This is a genomic window from Streptomyces sp. NPDC017979, assembly GCF_044328175.1.
Lineage (GTDB): Bacteria > Actinomycetota > Actinomycetes > Streptomycetales > Streptomycetaceae > Streptomyces.
In genome coordinates this window covers 33417-53102 of sequence record NZ_JBIRGU010000001.1, presented here as the reverse complement: position 1 = coordinate 53102, position 19686 = coordinate 33417, and the positions used below count along the sequence as shown (strand labels likewise).

The following is a 19686-nucleotide window of genomic DNA, read 5'->3' as shown; positions in this document are numbered from 1 at the left end:
CGCCCGCCCGGACGCTCCGAAGGCCGCGCCCCCGTTGAGGGGACGCGGCCTTCGCGACGTCACGGGGACCGCGCGCCCCGGCCGGTCACAGCCAGGACGCGAACTCCAACAGCCCTTCGCCCTGCTGCCGGCGGCCCGCCCGCACCGCCCGGAGCGCCGACTCCACCGCCCTGAACAGCGTCCAGCCGCGCAGCCGGTCCGCGTCCAGGTCCAAGGAGTCCGCCAGCTTGTTCACCCGGCGCCGCGCCGCGGACGCCCCGGACGCGGCGGCCACCAGGTCCTCCGCCCGGTCGCGGGCCAGCCGCGCCAGGTCGTAGGCGCGCTCGCCGACCAGCGGCTCGGGCCCCACCGTCAGCCAGGGCGCCCGCTCACCGGCCAGCACCTTGCCCTGCCGGAACCGGCCGTGCAGCACGAAGCTGTCGTCCTCGGGCGCCGAGCCCACCAACTCGTCCCGCGCGCTCAGCGCCGCCGACACCAACGGCTCGTCCCCGGCGTCCGCCCGCAACAGCCCGGCCCGCGCCTCCGTCCGCTCGGCGACGGACTCGAAACCGTGCCCGGCCGGCGGCGGCACCCACAGGCGCCGCACCGTCCCGGCCGCCTCCAACAGCGCCTTCGCCTCCGGCAGCGACCGCAGGGACACCTCGGGACGCAGCCGCTCCAGCACCGTCCCCCCGTCGACGGCGCCCAGCACCCGCACCGCCCCGAAGCCGTCCCACAGCTCCAGCGCCGCCCGCTCCAGATCGGGGGCCGCGGACGGCGGCGCCAGCTTCAACGCGGCGGGCGTCCCGTCGGCGAGCCGCACCAGGAGCACCAGCCCCCTGCGCCCACCGGGGACCACGACCCGTTCGACGTCCAGCCGAGCCCGGGCCGCGGTCTCCTCGACGAGCTCCGCCAGCCCCTCCAGCCAAGCCCCGTCACCCTCGCCGCCGCGCTCGCCGAGCGCCCGCACCAGACGTCCAGGCGCTTGCAGATCCATGCGTACGCGACTTCCTCTCACTCCACTCGACACCGGCACGCCGCCCCGCGGACGCGGTCCGCCAGGTGGTCAGCCCCGGGGCGCCCGCTCGACGAGCCCAGGAAAGGCTACGCCGCTGCCGCGCCAGCGCACCGCGCGCACGGCGGCCTCGCGCAGCGCCACCGCCGCCTCCTGCCGCAGCCGCCCCTCCGCGGCCCGTACGAGGTCCGAGCACGCCCCCGCCACCCGGTCCTCCAGATGCGCCGCCAGCAGCAGGACGGCGGCGGCGTCGGTCACGGGGAACGGCAGCGCGTACCCGGGCGCGGCGGTGACCGGCGCGCCGCCGAGGTCGCGCACGGTGCGGGCGAGGGCGTCGCGCCGGGCCCGGTGGGCGGCGTACGCGGCCCGGGCCTCCGCCTCCCGCCCGGCGTCCACCCGCGCGCCGACCACGCCGTAGCCGTACACCGCCGCGTGCTGGGCGGCGAGCGCCGCCTGCACCGCGGCCAGCAGCTCCTGCGGGTCCGGTGCGTCCGCGGGCTCCCGGGCGTTCACCGGGCACCGCCGGCGGCGGGCGCCGTCAGCAAGTACGCGTGGGCGGCGCCGGCCGCGGCGACCGAGGCCAGCAGCCGCGCCAGCTCGGGCCGGGCGCCGCCGATGGCCGCGGTCAGCGCGTCGGAGGTGCGGCGCTCCGCCGCCGCCAGCTCCTTGAGCGCCGCTGCGGGCTCGACGGCGACCGGGCGCGAGCCGGCCGCCCGCGCCGTCCCGCCCAACGCCGAGGCGTGCGCGGCGACGGAGGTGCGCAGCGCGGTGAGCCGGGCGGCCAACGTCGGATGGGCCGCGATCACCGCGTCGTACTGGTCCCGCAGCGCCCCGCTGGCGGCGGCCAACCGTTTCCTCACGGCGGCATCGGTCGCTTCCGCCCCTTCGGGCGCTGCCCCCGCGCCCTGCGCGCTGGAGCGCGCGCCCGGCTCGGACCGCTCGCCCGAGCAGCCCGACAACACTCCCGCAGCCGCGGCGCCGGCCACCGCGCCCGTCACCAGCAGGGCCCGTCTTCGTGTCGTTCCGGTGCGCCCCACGGGTGTCTCCCTCGACATCTCGGTGATCATCGCCGCAGGCGAGCGTACCCGCGGGTCCCCCTGCGGTGGACGGCAACACCCTGCGGGACCGGATAGGCTGTGGGCTGACGTTGTCCAGACGTCCATCAGACACGCGACGAGCACAGCGTTCCCACAACAGCACACGCGGCCGAGGAGTCACCCGGATGAGCACCACCCAGAGCGAGAGGCTGCGCGGGCTGCTGGAGCCGCTCGTGCGCGCCGCTGGACTGGACCTCGAAGAGGTCGAGGTGGGCCGGGCGGGCCGTCGCCGGCAGCTCAGGATCACCGTCGACTCCGACGAGGGCCCCACCCTGGACGCGTGCGCGGAGCTGAGCCGCGAGATCTCCCAGAAGCTCGACGAGAGCGATGCCATGGGCGACGAGGAGTACACCCTCGAAGTCAGCTCGCCCGGCGCCGACCGCCCCCTGACGGAGCACCGCCACTACGTGCGCGCCGCCGGCCGGCTGGTGAAGTTCCAGCTGCACGACGGCGGGGAACTCGTCGCCCGGGTGCTCGTCGTCGACGGCGACGGGGTCGACGTCGAGGTGCCCGGGGTCAAGGGCCGCAAGCCCACCGCCCGTCGACTCGCCTTCGACGAGGTCGCGAAGGCCCGCGTGGAGATCGAGTTCAACCGCAAGGACAAGAAGGAAGAGGAGGCGTAGCCGTGGACATCGACGTAAAGCTCCTGAAGGGCTTGGCACAGGAGAAGGAGATCCCCTTCGACCTCCTGGTCGAGGCGATCGAGTCGGCCCTCCTCATCGCGTACCACCGCACCCCGGACAGCCGCCGGCACGCACGGGTGGTGATCAGCCGGGACTCCGGGCACGTGACCGTGTGGGCCAAGGAGGACCCCGCGGACGTGCCCGAGGGCAAGGAGCCCAAGGAGTTCGACGACACCCCCACCGACTTCGGGCGGATCGCGGCGACCACCGCCCGCCAGGTGATCCAGCAGCGGCTGCGGGACGCGGAGAACGACGCCACCCTCGGCGAGTACGCCCGGCGCGAGGGCGACATCGTCTCCGGCCAGGTGCAGCAGGGCAAGGACCCCAAGAACGTCCTGGTCAAGCTGGACGACAAGCTGGAGGCGATCCTGCCCGTGCAGGAGCAGGTGCCCGGCGAGACGTACGACCACGGGCTGCGGCTGCGCACCTACGTCGTCCGGGTTGCCAAGGGGGTGCGCGGCCCGTCCGTGACCCTCTCGCGCACCCATCCGAACCTGGTCAAGAAGCTCTTCGAGCTGGAGGTCCCGGAGATCGCGGACGGCAGCGTCGAGATCGCGGCGATCGCCCGGGAGGCCGGCCACCGCACCAAGATCGCGGTGCGCCCCACCCGCGCCGGGCTGAACGCCAAGGGCGCGTGCATCGGTCAGATGGGCGGCCGGGTGCGCAGCGTGATGAGCGAGCTGAACGGCGAGAAGATCGACATCGTCGACTGGTCGGACGACCCGGCCGAGATGGTGGCGAACGCGCTCTCCCCGGCCCGGGTGAGCAAGGTGGAGGTCGTCGACCTCGCCGCCCGCTCCGCCCGGGTGACCGTCCCCGACTACCAGCTCTCGCTGGCCATCGGCAAGGAAGGGCAGAACGCCCGGCTGGCCGCCCGGCTGACCGGCTGGCGCATCGACATCCGCCCGGACACCGAGCAGGGCGAAGGCGAGCGGGAGCCGGGACCGGCCGCCGACTGAGCCGGCCGCCGACCGGCCTCGGAGCGGACCGCCTCGCGGCGCTCCGCCGCGGGGCGCGGTCGGTCAAGACAGTCGATCAAGACATATGGGTGTTCGATTTTTGCCCCAAAGGGGTGAGGTCGCTACGGGGAGGTAGACTTAACCGTGTCTGGCCGGACGGACGTCGGCGTATGCCCTGAACGCACCTGTGTGGGCTGCCGGAGTCGGACGGCCAAGAGCGATCTGCTGCGCATCGTGAGGGTCGGGGGCGAGTGCGTCCCCGACGATCGCGGTACGCTGCCCGGCCGGGGTGCGTATGTACACCCCGCCGTGGTCTGTCTTGATCTGGCGGTCCGCCGCCGGGCGTTCCCCCGGGCCTTGCGGGCCGAGGGTCCGCTCGACACGACTGCCGTACGGCAGTACGTGCACGAGGCGGAACGGGCGGCGGAGCAGGATGTGTAAGAAGAAGTACGGCACGGATTCCCGTGCGGTCAGGTACCTCGCGAGTCGGAAGTAGGTCGAGATTGCGATGAGCACTCGATGAGTACGCGATGAGTACGCCCATGAAGTAGCGACGGTCCGGCGGTAACCGGACCTAAAAGGAGCGAAGTGGCTAAGGTCCGGGTATACGAACTCGCCAAGGAGTTCGGTGTGGAGAGCAAGGTCGTCATGGCCAAGCTCCAGGAACTCGGTGAATTCGTCCGTTCGGCGTCCTCGACGATCGAGGCGCCGGTCGTGCGCAAGTTGACTGACGCATTGCAGGGGTCCGGCCAGAGCGCCGGCAAGACCGCTGCCAAGCCCGGCGCGCCCCGCAAGGCAGCGCCGTCCCCCGCCCCCCGTCCGGGTGGCCCCACCCCCGGCGCGCCGACTCCGGCCGCGCCCCGTCCCGCCGCGCCCAAGCCCGGCGCGCAGGCTCCCAAGCCTGCCGCGTCCGAGGCGCCCAGCGGCACCCCCTCCAGCGCGCCGACCCCGGGCCCGCGTCCGGGTCCGCGGCCCGCTCCGGCACGGCCCGCTCCGGCGGCCCCCGTCGCCGCGGAGTTCTCCGCTCCGGCGCCGGCCCAGCCCGCCGCCCCGCAGGCGCCGCGCCCGGCCGCTCCCGGCCCGCGCCCCGGCGCCCGTCCGGGTCCGTCGGGCGGTCAGCGCGACGGCGGCCGCGGTGAGCGCGGCGACCGCGGCGACCGTCCCGGGCGTCCCGCGCCCGGCCAGGGCGGTCCCCGCCCCGGCGGCAACCGTCCGGCCGGTCCCCGTCCGGGCAACAACCCCTTCACGTCCGGTGGCTCCACCGGCATGGCGCGCCCGCAGGCGCCCCGTCCCGGCGCCCCCCGTCCGGGTGGCCCCGGTGCCGGTGCTCCGCGTCCGCAGGGCGGCCCCGGCGGCGCCCCGCGTCCGCAGGGCCAGGGCGGTCCCCGTCCCACGCCCGGCGCGATGCCGCGTCCGCAGGCGCCCCGTCCCGGCGGCGGCCCCGGCGGTAACCGTCCGAACCCGGGCATGATGCCGCAGCGTCCCGCTGCCGGCCCCCGTCCCGGCGGTGGCCCCGGCGGTCGCGGCCCCGGTGCCGGCGGTCGTCCCGGCGGTGCCGGTGGCGGCGGCGGTCGTCCCGGCTTCGCCGGTCGTCCCGGCGGTCCCGGTGGCGGCGGCGGTCGTCCCGGTGGTGGCGGCGGCTTCGGCGGTCGTCCCGGTGGCGGCGGTCCCGGTGGCGGTGGCGGCGGCTTCGGCGGTCGTCCCGGCTTCGGTGGACGTCCCGGCGGCCCCGGTGGCCGCGGTGGCACGCAGGGCGCCTTCGGTCGCCCCGGCGGCCCGGCCCGTCGCGGTCGCAAGTCGAAGCGGCAGCGGCGCCAGGAGTACGAGGCCATGCAGGCCCCGTCGGTCGGCGGCGTGATGCTGCCCCGCGGCGGCGGCGAGACCATTCGCCTGTCGCGCGGTGCCTCCCTCACCGACTTCGCCGAGAAGATCAACGCCAACCCGGCGTCCCTGGTCGCGGTCATGATGAACCTCGGCGAGATGGTCACTGCCACGCAGTCCGTCTCCGACGAGACGCTCCATCTGCTCGGCGGCGAGATGAACTACATCGTTCAGATCGTCAGCCCGGAGGAGGAGGACCGGGAGCTCCTGGAGTCCTTCGACATCGAGTTCGGCGAGGACGAGGGCGGCGACGAGGCCCTGGTCTCCCGTCCGCCGGTGGTCACCGTCATGGGCCACGTCGACCACGGAAAGACCCGTCTGCTCGACGCGATCCGCAAGACCAACGTGGTCGCGGGCGAGGCCGGTGGCATCACCCAGCACATCGGTGCCTACCAGGTCGCGACCGAGGTCAACGGCGACGAGCGCAAGATCACCTTCATCGACACCCCCGGTCACGAGGCGTTCACCGCCATGCGTGCCCGCGGTGCCAAGTCGACCGACATCGCGATCCTCGTGGTGGCGGCCAACGACGGCGTCATGCCGCAGACGATCGAGGCGCTGAACCACGCCAAGGCGGCCGACGTGCCGATCGTGGTCGCGGTCAACAAGATCGACGTCGAGGGTGCCGACCCGACCAAGGTCCGCGGTCAGCTGACCGAGTTCGGCCTGGTCGCCGAGGAGTACGGCGGCGACACCATGTTCGTCGACATCTCCGCCAAGCAGGGCCTGCACATCGAGGAACTGCTGGAGGCCGTGGTCCTCACCGCGGACGCCTCGCTCGACCTGCGGGCCAACCCGGAGCAGGACGCGCAGGGCATCGCGATCGAGTCCCACCTCGACCGCGGTCGTGGCGCCGTCTCGACCGTCCTGGTCCAGCGCGGCACCCTCCGCATCGGCGACACGATGGTCGTGGGCGACGCCTACGGTCGCGTCCGGGCCATGCTCGACGACAAGGGCGAGAACGTGACGGAGGCCGGTCCCTCGACCCCGGTCCTCGTCCTCGGCCTCACCAACGTCCCGGGCGCCGGCGACAACTTCCTCGTCGTCGACGAGGACCGCACGGCCCGGCAGATCGCCGAGAAGCGCGCCGCCCGTGAGCGGAACGCCGCGTTCGCCAAGCGCACCCGCCGGGTGTCCCTGGAGGACCTGGACAAGGTGCTCAAGGCCGGCCTCGTGCAGGACCTCAACATCATCATCAAGGGTGACGCGTCCGGTTCGGTGGAGGCTCTCGAGTCCTCGCTGCTCCAGCTGGACGTCGGCGAAGAGGTCGACATCCGCGTCCTCCACCGTGGTGTGGGTGCCGTCACCGAGTCGGACATCGACCTGGCGATGGGCTCCGACGCCATCGTCATCGGCTTCAACGTCCGCGCGGCCGGCCGTGCCGCGCAGATGGCGGAGCGCGAGGGCGTCGACGTCCGGTACTACTCGGTGATCTACCAGGCCATCGAGGAGATCGAGGCGGCCCTCAAGGGCATGCTCAAGCCGGAGTACGAAGAGGTCGAGCTGGGCACGGCGGAGATCCGCGAGGTCTTCCGCTCGTCCAAGCTGGGCAACATCGCGGGTGTCCTCATCCGCTCCGGCGAGGTCAAGCGGAACACCAAGGCCCGCCTCCTGCGGGACGGCAAGGTCATCGCGGAGAACCTCAACATCGAGGGCCTGCGCCGCTTCAAGGACGACGTCACCGAGATCCGCGAAGGCTTCGAGGGCGGTATCAACCTCGGAAACTTCAACGACATCAAGGTCGACGACGTCATCGCGACCTACGAGATGCGCGAGAAGCCGCGCGTCTGACGCGCGGAGTGCGTACCGGCCGGCCGTACGTCGGCCGGTACGCGACCGAACGTGCGTGCGGTCGGCCGGGGCGGGTCTGCGGAGTGATTTTCCGTCGATCCGCCCCGGCCGCCGCGTGTACGGTTCTGCTGTTCTGCCGAAACGACGGCAGACGCACCTGAACCCGAACCGGCGGGACATCCGGATGCATCCATGTATGTGGGGACCCTGTCCTTCGACCTGCTCCTCGGCGACGTACGGTCGTTGAAGGAGAAGCGTTCCGTGGTCCGCCCGATCGTCGCCGAGCTCCAACGGAAATTCGTGGTGAGCGCGGCGGAGACCGGTGAGCAGGACCTCTACCGCCGGGTCGAGATCGGCCTGGCCGTGGTGTCCGGCGACGCGGGCCACCTCAGGGACGTGCTCGACCGGTGCGAACGCTTCGTCGCCGGCCGGCCGGAGGTGGAGCTGCTGTCCGTTCGACGCAGGTTCCACAGTGACGAAGACTGAAGCGATGGCAAGGCAAGCAGGTAAGAAGGAGAAGAACCAGTGGCCGACAACGCGCGGGCGAGGAAACTGGCCGACCTCATCAGGGAAGTGGTCGCCGAGAAGCTACAGCGCGGCATCAAGGACCCGCGGCTCGGCTCCCACGTGACCATCACCGACACCCGGGTCACCGGGGACCTGCGGGAGGCCACGGTCTTCTACACGGTCTACGGGGACGACGAGGACCGGGCCAACGCCGCCGCCGGCCTGCAGAGCGCCAAGGGCGTGCTGCGCAGCGCGGTCGGGGCCGCGGCCGGCACCAAGTTCACCCCGACCCTGAGCTTCGTGGCGGACGCGCTCCCCGAGAACGCCCGGACCATCGAGGACCTGCTGGACCGGGCGCGGGCCTCCGACGCCCGGGTGCGCGAGGAGTCCTCCGGCGCCAAGTACGCGGCCGGGGCCGACCCGTACCGCAAGCCCGAGGACGCCGACGGCGGGGACTCCGACGAAGCGGCTTCCGCCAACGGTGAGGACAGCACCTCCGGATGACCCAGCACACCCCAGTGCCCGACGGCCTCGTCATCGTCGACAAGCCGTCGGGCTTCACTTCGCACGACGTCGTGGCCAAGATGCGCGGCATCGCCCGGACCCGCCGGGTGGGCCACGCCGGCACCCTCGACCCGATGGCCACGGGGGTGCTCGTGCTCGGCGTCGAGCGGGCCACCAAGCTGCTCGGCCACCTCGCGCTCACGGAGAAGGAGTACCTGGGCACCGTACGCCTCGGTCAGTCGACCGTGACGGACGACGCCGAGGGCGAGATCACGGCCTCCGCGGACGCCTCCGGGATCGCCCGCGAGGCGATCGACGCCGGTGTGGCGGCCCTGACCGGCGCCATCATGCAGGTGCCGTCGAAGGTCAGCGCCATCAAGATCGACGGCAAGCGGTCCTACGCCCGGGTGCGCGGCGGCGAGGACTTCGAGATCCCGGCCCGCCCGGTCACGGTCTCCTCCTTCCGCGTCTACGACGTGCGCGAGGCGGTCGCCGAGGACGGCACCCCCGTCCTGGACCTCGTCGTCTCCGTGGTCTGCTCGTCGGGGACCTACATCCGGGCCCTGGCCCGGGACCTCGGCGCGGGGCTCGGCGTCGGCGGTCACCTCACGGCGCTGCGGCGCACCCGCGTGGGGCCCTACGGCATCGACGCGGCGCGCACCCTGGACCAGCTCCAGCAGGAGCTGACCGTGATGCCCGTCGCACAGGCGGCGTCGGCAGCGTTCGAGCGCTGGGACGTGGACGAGCGCCGGGCCCGGCTGCTCACCAACGGCGTACGCCTCGACATGCCGGCCTTCGACCGGTCGCCCGTGGCCGTCTTCGGCCCCGGTGACCGGCTGCTGGCACTCGTCGAGGACCAGAAGGGCAAGGCCAAGAGCCTCGCCGTCTTCGGCTGACCCGCCGGCCCGCGCCCGCAGGTCACGGGCCGATGCGGATCGGCGGGCGGGGGCATGGCAGTCTTAGAGCTGCGAATACTGGTCGGGAACACATGAAGTTCGGCGAGGAGCGGTCACAGTGCAGCGCTGGCGCGGCTTGGAGGACATCCCCCAGGACTGGGGACGCAGCGTCGTCACCATCGGCTCCTACGACGGGGTGCACCGGGGTCACCAGCTGATCATCGGGCGGGCGGTGGAGCGGGCGCGGGAGCTGTCCGTGCCGTCCGTCGTGGTCACCTTCGACCCGCACCCCAGCGAAGTGGTGCGCCCCGGCAGTCATCCGCCGTTGCTCGCGCCGCACCACCGCCGGGCGGAGCTGATGGCCGAGCTGGGCGTCGACGCGGTGCTCATCCTGCCCTTCACCGCGGAGTTCTCGAAGCTCTCGCCGGCGGACTTCATCGTGAAGGTCCTCGTCGACAAGTTGCACGCCCGCGCGGTCGTGGAGGGGCCGAACTTCCGCTTCGGCCACAAGGCCGCGGGCAACGTGGCGTACCTGGCGGAGCTGGGGGCCACGTACGACTACGACGTGGAGGTGATCGACCTCCACGTCAGCGGCGAGGCCGGCGGCGGGGAGCCGTTCTCCTCCACGCTGGCGCGCCGGCTGGTCGCGGCGGGCGACGTCGAGGGCGCGGGGGAGATCCTGGGCCGCCCCCACCGGGTGGAGGGCGTCGTGGTGCGCGGTGCGCAGCGCGGGCGCGAGTTGGGCTACCCCACGGCGAACGTGGAGACGCTGCCGCACACCGCGGTCCCCGCGGACGGGGTGTACGCGGGCTGGCTGACGGCGGCCGGCGAGCGCATGCCGGCGGCGATCTCCGTCGGGACGAACCCGCAGTTCGACGGGACCGCGCGCAGCGTCGAGGCGTACGCGATCGACCGGGTCGACCTCGATCTGTACGGGCTGCACGCGGCCGTGGAGTTCCTGGCGTACGTCCGTCCGATGCAGAAGTTCGCCTCGGTGGAGGACCTGCTGGATGCGATGGCGCGGGACGTCAAGAAGTGCCGCGAGCTGACAGCGGCGCCGTAGGTTGTGTGCGGGTGGACGTACTCGCCGTTTCCCTGCGGATGCGTTGGTCTCTGCGGCCCGTCTGTGGCTTCTCGCGCAGTTCCGCCCTCCATGCCCTCTGGGCATGGAGGGCGGAACTGCGCGAGCAACCCTCCACCGGGCCGCAGACGCCGTAACACAGCTCGCCGCACGGCGGGACCGCGTCGGCCGAGGCTATAGATGGCAGGCCACCGCGGTGTCGGGGCGCAGCAGGGGGTCGCGGGTGCGGCAGGCGGACGCGACGCCCGCCCGTTCCGCCTCGCCCGACGCCAGCGCCGGGCAGCGCAGGTGGAAGCGGCAGCCGGGCGGGATGCGCGTGGGGTCGGGCGGCTCTCCCGTCAGCACCGTCGGCGGCGTCGGGGAGTTGGGGAGCACCGACATCAGGGCCCGGGTGTAGGGGTGCCGGGGCGCGGTGAGGACCGTGTCGACCGGGCCCTCCTCCACGATGCGCCCCAGGTACATCACCGCGACCCGGTCCGCGACGTTCCAGGCGAGCCCCAGGTCGTGGGTGACGACGAGGGCGGAGAGCCCGAGGTCGTCCCGCAGCCGCAGCAGCAGCGCCAGGATCTCCCCGCGCACGGACGCGTCCAGCGAGGCGACGGGCTCGTCCGCGACGATCAGTTCCGGGTCCAGCACCAGCGCGCCGGCGATGACGACGCGTTGGCGCTGGCCGCCGGAAAGCTCGTGCGGATAGCGCAGGAAGAACCGTTCCGGCGGACGTAGACCGGCGCGGGCCAACGCCCGGCCGACCGCTTCGCGCTCGTCGCCGCGGTGGCCGTGGATGCGCAGGCCCTCCGCGACCGCGTCGTACACGGTGTGCCGCGGGTTGAGGGAGCCGCTGGGGTCCTGGAGGACGAGTTGCACGCGGCGGCGGTACGCGCGCAGGGCGGCGGTGGAGTACTCCAGGGGCCGGCCGGCGAAGCTGACCCGGCCGGACGTGGGCGGCACCAGCCCCAGCAGCGTTCTCGCGAGGGTCGTCTTGCCGCAGCCCGACTCACCGACGAGGGCGACGATCTCACCGGTCCCCACCGCGAGGTCGACCCCGTCGACGGCGCGGGCCGCCGGTCGACCGCGCCGTGGCGGGAAGGTGACGTGGAGCCCGTCGGCGTGGAGCAGGGGAGCGGACGTGGTCACGCGGGGCCGCCTTTCGCATGGACGCAGGCCGCCCGGTGGTCGACGACGCCGGTCAGCACCGGGTCGTCGGTCGTGCAGCCGGGCAGCGACACGGGACAGCGCGGGTGGAAGGCACAGCCGGGAGGCAGGGCGGCGGGGTCCGGGGGATCGCCGGGCAGTCCGCGCGGCGCCCGGCGCGACGCGGGGTCCCCGACGCGGGGGAACGCGGCCGCCAGCGCCTGCCCGTAGGGGTGGCGGGCCGCGGTGTGGACCGCGCCCGCCGGGCCCTCCTCGACGACCCGCCCCGCGTACATCACCGCCAGCCGGTCGCAGGTCTCGGCGAGCACGGCCAGGTCGTGGCTGATCATCAGCAGGCCGATGTCCTGGTCGGCGACGAGCTGTTCGACCAGGCGCAGGATCTGCGCCTGGATCATCACGTCGAGCGCGGTGGTCGGCTCGTCGGCGACGATCAACTCGGGGTCGCAGGCGAGCGCCATGGCGATCATCACGCGTTGGCGCTGACCGCCGGAGAGCTCGTGCGGATACGCGCGGGCGCGCGCCGCGGGCAGCCCCACCTGGCGCAGCAACTCCGCGACGCGTTCCCGGGCCTGCGCCGGGGTGGCCCGCTGGTGCAGCAGGATCGGTTCCGCGATCTGGTCGCCGACGCGGTGCACGGCGTTCAGGGAGTGCATCGCGCCCTGGAAGACGAGGGAGGCCCCCGCCCAGCGGACCGCGCGCAGCCGGCCCCAGCGCATGGTGAGCACGTCCTCGCCGTCGAGGAGGATCCGGCCGGTGATCCGGGCCGACGGGGGCAGCAGCCGCAGCAGCGCCAGCGCCAGGGTCGACTTGCCGCACCCCGACTCCCCGGCGACGCCCAGCTTCCGTCCCCGGGCCAGGTCGAGGTCGACGCCGCGGACGGCGGGCACCGCGTCGGGCCCGGAGCCGTACGTCACGTGCAGGTCGCGCACCTGGAGCAGCGGCCGGGTCATCACCGCACCCCCAGCTTCGGGTTGAGGACCCGCTCCACGGCCCGGCCGCAGAGCGTGAACGCCAGCGCCACCAGGGCGATCGCCAGCCCCGGCGGAGCCAGGTACCACCAGTGGCCGGAGGAGACCGCGCCCGCCTCCCGGGCGTCCTGGAGCATGCCGCCCCAGGAGACGACCGAGGGGTCGCCGAGCCCGAGGAAGGCGAGGGTGGCCTCGGTGAGGATGGCGGTGGAGATGCCGAGGGTGGTCTGCGCCAGCACCAGCGGCATCACGTTGGGCATCACGTGCCGGCTCATGACGTGGCCGTGTCCGCCGCCGAGCGCCTGTGCGCGTTCGATGTACGGGCGGGACTCGACCGCGATGGTCTGTGCCCGCACCAGCCGGGCCGTGGTGGGCCAACTGGTCACCCCGATCGCGAGGACCACGGTCCACACGCTGCGGGACAGCACCGTCGCCAGCACGATCGCCAGCACCAGCGCCGGCATCACCAGGAACCAGTCCGTGACCCGCATCAGCACGGTGGAGAACCAGCCGCCGTAGTGCCCCGCGACGATGCCGACCAGGGTGCCGATCGCCACCGACAGGGCCGCCGCCAGCAGCCCCACGGTCAGCGAGATCCGCGCCCCCCACACCAGCAGCCCCAGCAGGGAGCGGCCGAACTGGTCCGTACCCAGCGGGAACTCGGCGCTCGGCGACTCCAGCGGCCCGCCCGGCGCCCGGGTCACGCTCCGTACGTCACCGTCGACCAGCAGCGGCGCCGCGAGCGCGACCACGGCGATCAGCCCCAGCACGCCGAGGCCGAACAGCCCGGCCCGATGGGTGCGGTACGAGCGCCAGAAGCGGCCCGCGGACGCCCGGCGACGGGCCCGGGACAGGGACGCGGTGCTCATCGGGCCACCCGGGGGTCGAGCAGCGGATACACCAGGTCGGCCAGGAGGTTCATCACGATCATGGCTCCCGCGAAGACGACGAACAGCCCTTGCACCAGCGGTAGGTCCGGGACGCTGAGCGCCTGGTAGAACAGCCCGCCGAGCCCGGGCCAGGAGAAGACGGTCTCCACCAGGATCGATCCGGCCGCCACATGGCCCAGATTGATGAAGACCATGGTCACGGTGGGCAGCAGCGCGTTCGGCACCGCATGGCGGCGGCGCACCGCGGCGTCCCGCAGCCCCTTCGCCCGCGCCGTCGTCAGATAGTCCCCGCCCATCTCGTCGAGCAGCGAGGCCCGCATCACCAGCAGCGTCTGCGCGTATCCGACCGCGACCAGGGTCAGCACCGGCAGCACCATGTGGTGGGCCACGTCCAGCACGTACGCCAGCCCCGTCTCGTCACCGGACTCCATGCCGCCGGTCGGGAACAGTCCGGGGACCGGGCCGATGCCCACGGAGAAGGTGATGATCAGCAGCAGCCCCAGCCAGAAGGACGGCACCGACCACAGGGTGAGCGCCAGCCCCGTGTTCACCCGGTCGCCGAGCCCGCCGTGCCGCCACGCCGAGCGGGTGCCCAGCCAGAGCCCGAGCGCCGAGTAGAGCACCACGGCCACCCCGGTCAGCAGCAGCGTCGCCGGCACCTTCTCGGCGATCAGCTCCCCGACGGGCGCCCGGAACTGGTACGACGTACCGAAGTCACCGGTGAGCGCCGCCGCGCAGTAGTCCGTGAACTGCCGCCACAGCGGCTGGTCGAGCCCGAACTGTCGACGCAGCTCCGCCAACTGCTCGGCCGACGTCGGCCGGCCGTGCGTCATGGTCTTCACCGGGTCGCCCGGGACGATCCGGAACAGGAAGAAGCTGGTCACCAGGACCGCGAGCAGGGAGACCAGCGCCCCGCCCACCTTCTGCGCCGTGTAGGGCAGGTACGCGCGGACCGCCGGGCCCGCGCCGCGCCGCTCCCGTGCGGCGACCGGCTCCCGCGGGGCGGCTTCGGCCGGCGGCGGGGGCGACGACGTCGATGGCGAGGTGGAGGTCATGGCTATTCACGGTCTTCCACGGTGGCGCGACGCCGTACCGCGACCAGTCCGGCGACCGCGGCGACCAGCACCGCGAGGGCACCGGCCCCGATCGCCAGCGCGGTCCGGGAGCCGTCGTCCGAGCCGCCGTCGCCGGATCCGTCGGCGGGGACCGCCGACCACCAGCTCCAGTAGCCGTCCTGGCCCCAGATGTTCCCCGCGGCCTCGGGCATCGTCGTGATGGACGAGATCTGGTCGGTACGGTACGCCTCGACCGCGTTCGGATACGCGAGGACGTTCATGTAGCCCGTGTCGTACAGCCGGGACTGGAGCTGCTTCACCAGATCGGCCCGCTTCGCCGGGTCGTACTCCGCGCTCTGGCGGGCGTACAGCTCGTCGAACTGCCGGTCGCAGATGAAGTTGTCCGTCGAACCGGTGTCCGCGGGGGTCGCGGGCAGCGCCGCGCAGGTGTGGATGGACAGCACGAGGTCCGGGTCCGGGCTGACGGACCAGCCGTCGAAGGCGAGGTCGTAGTCGCCCTTGAGCCAGGGGTCGGAGACGTTGTCGAGGCAGTCGATCCGCAGCCCGATGCCGAGCGCGCCCCACCACTCCTGGAGGTACTTGCCGACCGCCTTGTCGTTGGGGTCGGTGGCGTGGCACAGGATCCTGAAGGACAGCGGACGGCCGTCCTTGCCGAGCCGCTTGCCCCCGCGGGCCTTGCGGTACCCCGCGCCGTCCAGCAGGGCCGCCGCCTTCGCGGGGTCGTAGTCGATCCGCTGCGCCGCGGAGGGCCGCCAGAAGTACGGGCCGAAGCGCGGCGGCAGATAGCCCTGGCCCTCCACGGCGTGCCCGCGGAAGACCCGCTCGACGAGGGTCCTGCGGTCCGTGGCGTGGAAGAGGGCCTTGCGCACGGCCGGGTCGAGGAGCGCCGGGTGGCCGTTGCCGAAGGTCTTGCCGTCCCGGGAACGGGCGCCCGGGTTGGTGGCGAGGGCGAAGAACCGACGGCCGGGGGCGTCGTTCACCGCGACGTCCGGCGCGCTCTTGAGGGAGGCGGCCTGGGCGGGGGTGAGGCCCTGGACGAAGGACACCTCGCCCTTGCGCAGCGCGGCGACGGCCGCGTCACCGTCCTTGTAGTACTTGAGCAGCAGCTCGTCGACCTTCGGCGCACCGCGCCAGAAGTTCTTGTTCGCCTTCAGCCGGATGTACCGGTCGACCTTGAAGTCCGTGATGACGAAGGGGCCGTTGCCGACGAGGGGGAACCGCTCGTCGTTGTTGAAGGCCGAGAAGTCGTCGACCCCCTCCCAGACGTGCTTGGGCAGGATCGGGACGTCCAGGGCGGTCATCGTGGCCTGGGGCTTCTTCAGCTCGATGACCAAGGTGGTCGGGTCGGGCGCGGTCACCTTGCGGAAGTTGGCGGTGAAGGCGCCGTTCGCGGTCGCCGCCTTGGGGTCCGACATCATCGTGTTGAAGGTCCAGGCGGCGTCCTCGGCGGTCGCGGGCCGGCCGTCGGACCAGCGGGAGTCACCGCGGACGGTGAAGGTCCAGGTCAGCTTGGAGGGGGAGGCGCTCCACGCGGTGGCGAAGCCCGGGACGGTCCGCCCGTCCTTCACGTCGTAATTCGTCAGGTACTCGTACGCCAGTCGGTGGACGCTGGTGGAGACCAGGCGCTGGGCCAGGAAGGGGCTGAGGGAGTCCACGCTCTGCGACACCGCGATGGTGAGGACCTTCGGGGCCCGGTCCGCGGACCGGGCGTGGGCGGCCGGGGGCACCGCCGCCAGCAGGGCGCTGACGGTGCATAAGGCCAGCAGGGAGCGGGTGCGGGTGCGGGTCGAGAGCCGTGGGGCGGGTGGTGTCGCCGGGGGCGACGGGACCTTGATGACCATGGGCATGACCTCGCGTCAGCGCTCACGGGGAGCGGGCGGGCTGATGGGAGCAGTGGCCAACGGGTGGAGCGTGGTTGTACCAGCGGTGCTCCAGTCCCGTCAACGCCAGATTGACACCCCGCCTGGGCTGCGAGAACAGACCGAGGGCCCGCACCGTCGTAGCGGTGCGGGCCCTCATTGGTCCAGTCCTGTGTCGCCCTACTGCTGAGGGGCTGGCGGTGCCTGCGGGGGCAGTTGCGGCCAGCCTGGGGGCGGCGCCTGACCGGATGCGTCGGGCTGCGCCGCATCACCGGAAATCGGCGGCTGACCCGGCTGACCCGGGTGTGGCTGCTGCCCCGGCTGCGCTGCCGGCGGCTGCTGGGGCCAGCCCTGCGGCTGGGGCGGCGGAGCCTGGTGCGCCTGGGGCGGTGCCTGCGGTGGATAGGGCTGCTGGGGCGGTTGACCACCGTACGGCTGGGGCTGACCGCCCTGCGGATACGGTTGCTGGCCGCCGTACGGCTGGCCGGGGTAGCCGCCCGGAGCCGGCTGCTGGGGGTGGCCCGGCATCGGCGGCGCCATGGTTGGCGGGGGGTTTCCGTTCGCGGTCCACAGCCCCTGCTGCTGCTGGGCCCGGGCGAAGTCCTCGGCGATCAGCGCGGAGAGGTTGAAGTACGCCTCGCGCGTCTTGGGTCGCATCATGTCCAGGTCGACCTCCGCACCGGCGGCGAGGTGCTCGTCGAACGGCACCACGACCACGCCGCGGCAGCGCGTCTGGAAGTGCGCCACGATGTCCTCGACCTTGATCATCTTGCCGGTCTCGCGCACCCCGGAGATCACCGTCACGGAGCGCTGCACCAGCTCCGCGTACCCGTGGGCGGAGAGCCAGTCGAGCGTGGTGGACGCGCTGCTCGCACCGTCGACGGACGGGGTCGAGATGATGATCAGCTGGTCCGCGAGGTCCAGCACGCCGCGCATCGCGCTGTAGAGCAGCCCGGTCCCGGAGTCGGTGAGGATGATCGGGTACTGCCGGCCGAGGACCTCGATGGCCCGGCGGTAGTCCTCGTCGTTGAAGGTCGTGGAGACGGCCGGGTCCACGTCGTTGGCGATGATCTCCAGCCCGGAGGGCGCCTGCGAGGTGAAACGGCGGATGTCCATGTACGAGTGCAGGTACGGGATCGCCTGGACCAGGTCGCGGATGGTCGCTCCGGTCTCGCGCCGCACCCGGCGCCCGAGCGTGCCGGCGTCCGGGTTGGCGTCGATCGCCAGGATCTTGTCCTGCCGCTCGGTCGCCAGCGTCGACCCCAGCGCGGTCGTCGTGGTCGTCTTGCCGACGCCGCCCTTGAGGCTGATGACCGCGATCCGGTAGCAGGACAGCACCGGCGTACGGATCAGCTCCAGCTTGCGCTGCCGCTCGGCCTCCTCCTTCTTGCCGCCCAGCTTGAACCGGGACGACGCCGAGGGATTGCGGCTCGACTTGGCCTTCTGCCGGGTGTTGCGCAGCAGGCGGTCGGAGGAGAGCTCGACGGCGGCGGTGTAGCCGAGGGGGGCGCCCGGAACGGAGCGCTCGCGCTGGTCGTGGGTGACCGGCGTGGGCCAGGCCGTGCCGGACCGCGGGTCGACGGGCGGCTGCTGACCCTGCTCCGGCCCCGGCTGCGCGGGGTGCGGCTGCTGGGGCTGCTGGGGCGGCTGTGCGGGCTGCGGGAATCCGTAGCCGCTCTGCTGCGGCACCGGCGGCGCGCTGGCCTGGGGGACGGCCGGCGGCAGCGGGGCCGACGGCGGCTGCACGTCGGGCTGTGGCTGCGGCGGCTGGACCGGGGGGTACGCGTACCCGGGCTGGTGGCCCTGGGCGTCCGGTGCGGGCTGGGCGTACGGCTGCTGCGACGCGGCCGGCACGGCGGGCGGCTGAGGCGCCACGGGCGCTGCCGGGGGCGGTGCGACCTGCGGGGCCTGGTGCGGGAAGCCGTAACCGCCCTGCTGGTCGGCCGGCGGCTGCTGATGCGGCGGCTGCGCGGGGGGCGGGAATCCGTACCCCGGCTGTTGGTCGGCCGGCGGCTGCGGGGGCCCGGCGTGCGGCGCGGCGGGCAGCGGGGGAGGCGCGGACTGGTCGGACGTCTGCGGCGACACCGGCCACTGGGGCGCGGACGCGGGGGCGGCCGGCTGGAACGCGGGCGGCAGCGGCAGCGGCGAGCCCTGCGCGGGCGACCAGTGCGGCGCGGCGCCCGATGCGGCGTCAGACGCGGCGTCGGCCGGGGCGGGCACCGGCGGGACGGCGGGCGGAGCGACCGGCGGCGGAGGCGCGACGGACGGGGCCGCCGCGTCGTGCGGGGCGTCGACGCCGTCGTGACCCTCCTCGGGAGCGGCGTCGACAGCGGCGCCGGCGTCCGGGGTGGAGGCGGCAGCGTCGCCGGCGTCCCGGGTCGCGTCCGACGCGTCATCCGCACCGGTGCCTGACGGAGCGTCGGACGCCGCGGCGTCGGCTGCTTCCTCGGCCCGACGGGCAGCGGCGTCGCGCTCCGCGATCTCGCGCTTCAAGGCGGCGGGGGAGAAGCGCATGGTGGCGCCGCTCTCCACGTCACCGCCGCCGAACGGCTCGGCGGCGGGAGCCGGCCGTTCGGGGGCAGGGTCGGGGGCAGGTTCCGACGGCTCCTCGCCCATCGACGGCGGGACCTGCGACTGCGCCTGGGCCGGTTCCTGCTGCTGGGGCGGGGCGGACGGTGCAGGGGCGTTCGACGCAGGGGCGTTCGGCGTCCACTGCGGCTGGAAGCCGCCGTCCGAAGGGAGTCCCGGCACGGCGACCGGCGGGCCGTTCGGCGGGGGCGGCGGCGGGGTGTCGCCGCTGTCCCCCGACGCGTTCTGCGTGTACCAGGCCGGCGGGGTGTAGTCGATGGTGAACTCACCCGTCATCTCGGCGGGATCCGCGTCGGACTCGTCGGCGGGAAGGTCCCATCCCCCGCGGATCCCGTCCCGATCGCTGTTCACTGTGCCTCCTGGTGTGGTCGAGCACCCTGGGTGCCGTTGCGGGGTGGGGGGCGACCGCTGTGTCCCGGCCGGCCCGCCCCGTCGTGCCGCGGCGGGGTGCTCGCGGGTTCGATCCGCCGCTTCTTACCACCCTAAACGCCAACGACGACAGGCCGGCAGGCCCGAGCGCGCTCCGGCCGACGCACCGCAGGCCACTCGGGGATCCCGGGCGGGCGGCAGGTGGCGAGGGACACGGAAGGCGACCGGGCAAAGCGGTACAACTCCCCGGTAAACGCTGGCTCGATCCGTGGCCGTGAACACCCGGCGAACACCGCCCAACAATCCGGTCTCGGTGTCGTGAGCACTTCGTGCGCCCGCCGGCGGCGCGCGCCGGGCGCACGACCACCGCGCACCGCCCGCGCGTTCGCT

The 19686-nt window shown here is 73.6% G+C and carries 17 protein-coding genes; 8 read left to right on the top strand and 9 right to left on the bottom strand.

Features of this window, described 5'->3' with window-relative positions; all coding sequences use genetic code 11:
- Positions 1-85: 85 nt before the first annotated feature.
- The 3 genes from ACH4E8_RS00225 to ACH4E8_RS00215 form a co-directional block, all read right to left on the bottom strand.
- Entirely contained in the window at positions 86-976 is an 891-nt protein-coding gene (locus tag ACH4E8_RS00225) for an aminoglycoside phosphotransferase family protein (RefSeq protein ID WP_398442815.1), read from the bottom strand.
- Positions 977-1045: 69 nt separating this feature from the next.
- The gene (locus ACH4E8_RS00220) at positions 1046-1507 is read right to left on the bottom strand and encodes a ferritin-like domain-containing protein (protein WP_398442813.1); all 462 of its coding nucleotides are present in this window, start codon (positions 1505-1507) and stop codon (positions 1046-1048) included.
- Positions 1504-2049, bottom strand: coding sequence for a hypothetical protein (locus tag ACH4E8_RS00215; RefSeq protein ID WP_398442811.1), 546 nt, complete (start codon positions 2047-2049; stop codon positions 1504-1506). The genes ACH4E8_RS00220 and ACH4E8_RS00215 overlap by 4 nt, the downstream gene beginning before the upstream one ends.
- Before the next feature lie 167 nt (positions 2050-2216).
- Here ACH4E8_RS00215 and rimP point away from each other — a divergent pair, with 167 nt between their 5' ends.
- From rimP to ACH4E8_RS00175, 8 genes are all read left to right on the top strand, one after another.
- Complete coding sequence (rimP, locus tag ACH4E8_RS00210; protein WP_398442809.1) at positions 2217-2714, top strand: ribosome maturation factor RimP; 498 nt, start codon at positions 2217-2219, stop codon at positions 2712-2714.
- A gap of 2 nt (positions 2715-2716) precedes the next feature.
- Positions 2717-3733 (top strand): transcription termination factor NusA, encoded by a 1017-nt coding sequence (gene nusA, locus ACH4E8_RS00205; RefSeq protein WP_398442807.1) that lies wholly within the window; start codon positions 2717-2719, stop codon positions 3731-3733.
- A gap of 144 nt (positions 3734-3877) precedes the next feature.
- On the top strand, positions 3878-4174 hold the full coding sequence (locus ACH4E8_RS00200; RefSeq protein ID WP_398442805.1) for a YlxR family protein: 297 nt from the start codon (positions 3878-3880) through the stop codon (positions 4172-4174).
- 147 nt (positions 4175-4321) lie between these two features.
- Positions 4322-7405: a translation initiation factor IF-2 gene (infB, locus tag ACH4E8_RS00195; protein WP_398442803.1), complete on the top strand. Its 3084-nt coding sequence runs from the start codon at positions 4322-4324 to the stop codon at positions 7403-7405.
- A 192-nt stretch (positions 7406-7597) separates the two neighbouring features.
- A complete protein-coding gene (locus ACH4E8_RS00190) occupies positions 7598-7891 on the top strand; it encodes a DUF503 domain-containing protein (RefSeq protein ID WP_398442801.1) in 294 nt (97 codons plus the stop codon).
- 39 nt (positions 7892-7930) lie between these two features.
- The gene (gene rbfA, locus ACH4E8_RS00185) at positions 7931-8416 is read left to right on the top strand and encodes a 30S ribosome-binding factor RbfA (protein ID WP_398442799.1); all 486 of its coding nucleotides are present in this window, start codon (positions 7931-7933) and stop codon (positions 8414-8416) included.
- Entirely contained in the window at positions 8413-9312 is a 900-nt protein-coding gene (gene truB / locus ACH4E8_RS00180) for a tRNA pseudouridine(55) synthase TruB (protein WP_398442797.1), read from the top strand. The genes rbfA and truB overlap by 4 nt, the downstream gene beginning before the upstream one ends.
- Before the next feature lie 118 nt (positions 9313-9430).
- Entirely contained in the window at positions 9431-10375 is a 945-nt protein-coding gene (locus ACH4E8_RS00175) for a bifunctional riboflavin kinase/FAD synthetase (RefSeq protein WP_398442795.1), read from the top strand.
- A gap of 192 nt (positions 10376-10567) precedes the next feature.
- On the opposite strand, the gene ACH4E8_RS00170 is transcribed toward ACH4E8_RS00175, so the two are convergent.
- The 6 genes from ACH4E8_RS00170 to ACH4E8_RS00145 form a co-directional block, all read right to left on the bottom strand.
- Positions 10568-11527 carry an ABC transporter ATP-binding protein gene (locus ACH4E8_RS00170; RefSeq protein WP_398442793.1) on the bottom strand — a complete coding sequence of 320 codons (960 nt, stop codon included), beginning with the start codon at positions 11525-11527 and terminating at the stop codon, positions 10568-10570.
- On the bottom strand, positions 11524-12495 hold the full coding sequence (locus ACH4E8_RS00165) for an ABC transporter ATP-binding protein (RefSeq protein ID WP_398442791.1): 972 nt from the start codon (positions 12493-12495) through the stop codon (positions 11524-11526). The genes ACH4E8_RS00170 and ACH4E8_RS00165 overlap by 4 nt, the downstream gene beginning before the upstream one ends.
- Positions 12495-13382, bottom strand: a complete 888-nt coding sequence (locus tag ACH4E8_RS00160) for an ABC transporter permease (protein ID WP_398442789.1) — start codon at positions 13380-13382, stop codon at positions 12495-12497. Before ACH4E8_RS00160 ends, ACH4E8_RS00165 begins: the two co-directional genes overlap by 1 nt.
- Complete coding sequence (locus ACH4E8_RS00155; RefSeq protein WP_398442787.1) at positions 13379-14458, bottom strand: ABC transporter permease; 1080 nt, start codon at positions 14456-14458, stop codon at positions 13379-13381. The genes ACH4E8_RS00160 and ACH4E8_RS00155 overlap by 4 nt, the downstream gene beginning before the upstream one ends.
- Positions 14459-14460: 2 nt before the next feature.
- Positions 14461-16320 (bottom strand): ABC transporter substrate-binding protein, encoded by a 1860-nt coding sequence (locus ACH4E8_RS00150; protein WP_398442785.1) that lies wholly within the window; start codon positions 16318-16320, stop codon positions 14461-14463.
- A 198-nt stretch (positions 16321-16518) separates the two neighbouring features.
- On the bottom strand, positions 16519-19278 hold the full coding sequence (locus ACH4E8_RS00145; protein WP_398442783.1) for an SCO5717 family growth-regulating ATPase: 2760 nt from the start codon (positions 19276-19278) through the stop codon (positions 16519-16521).
- Positions 19279-19686: the final 408 nt, after the last annotated feature.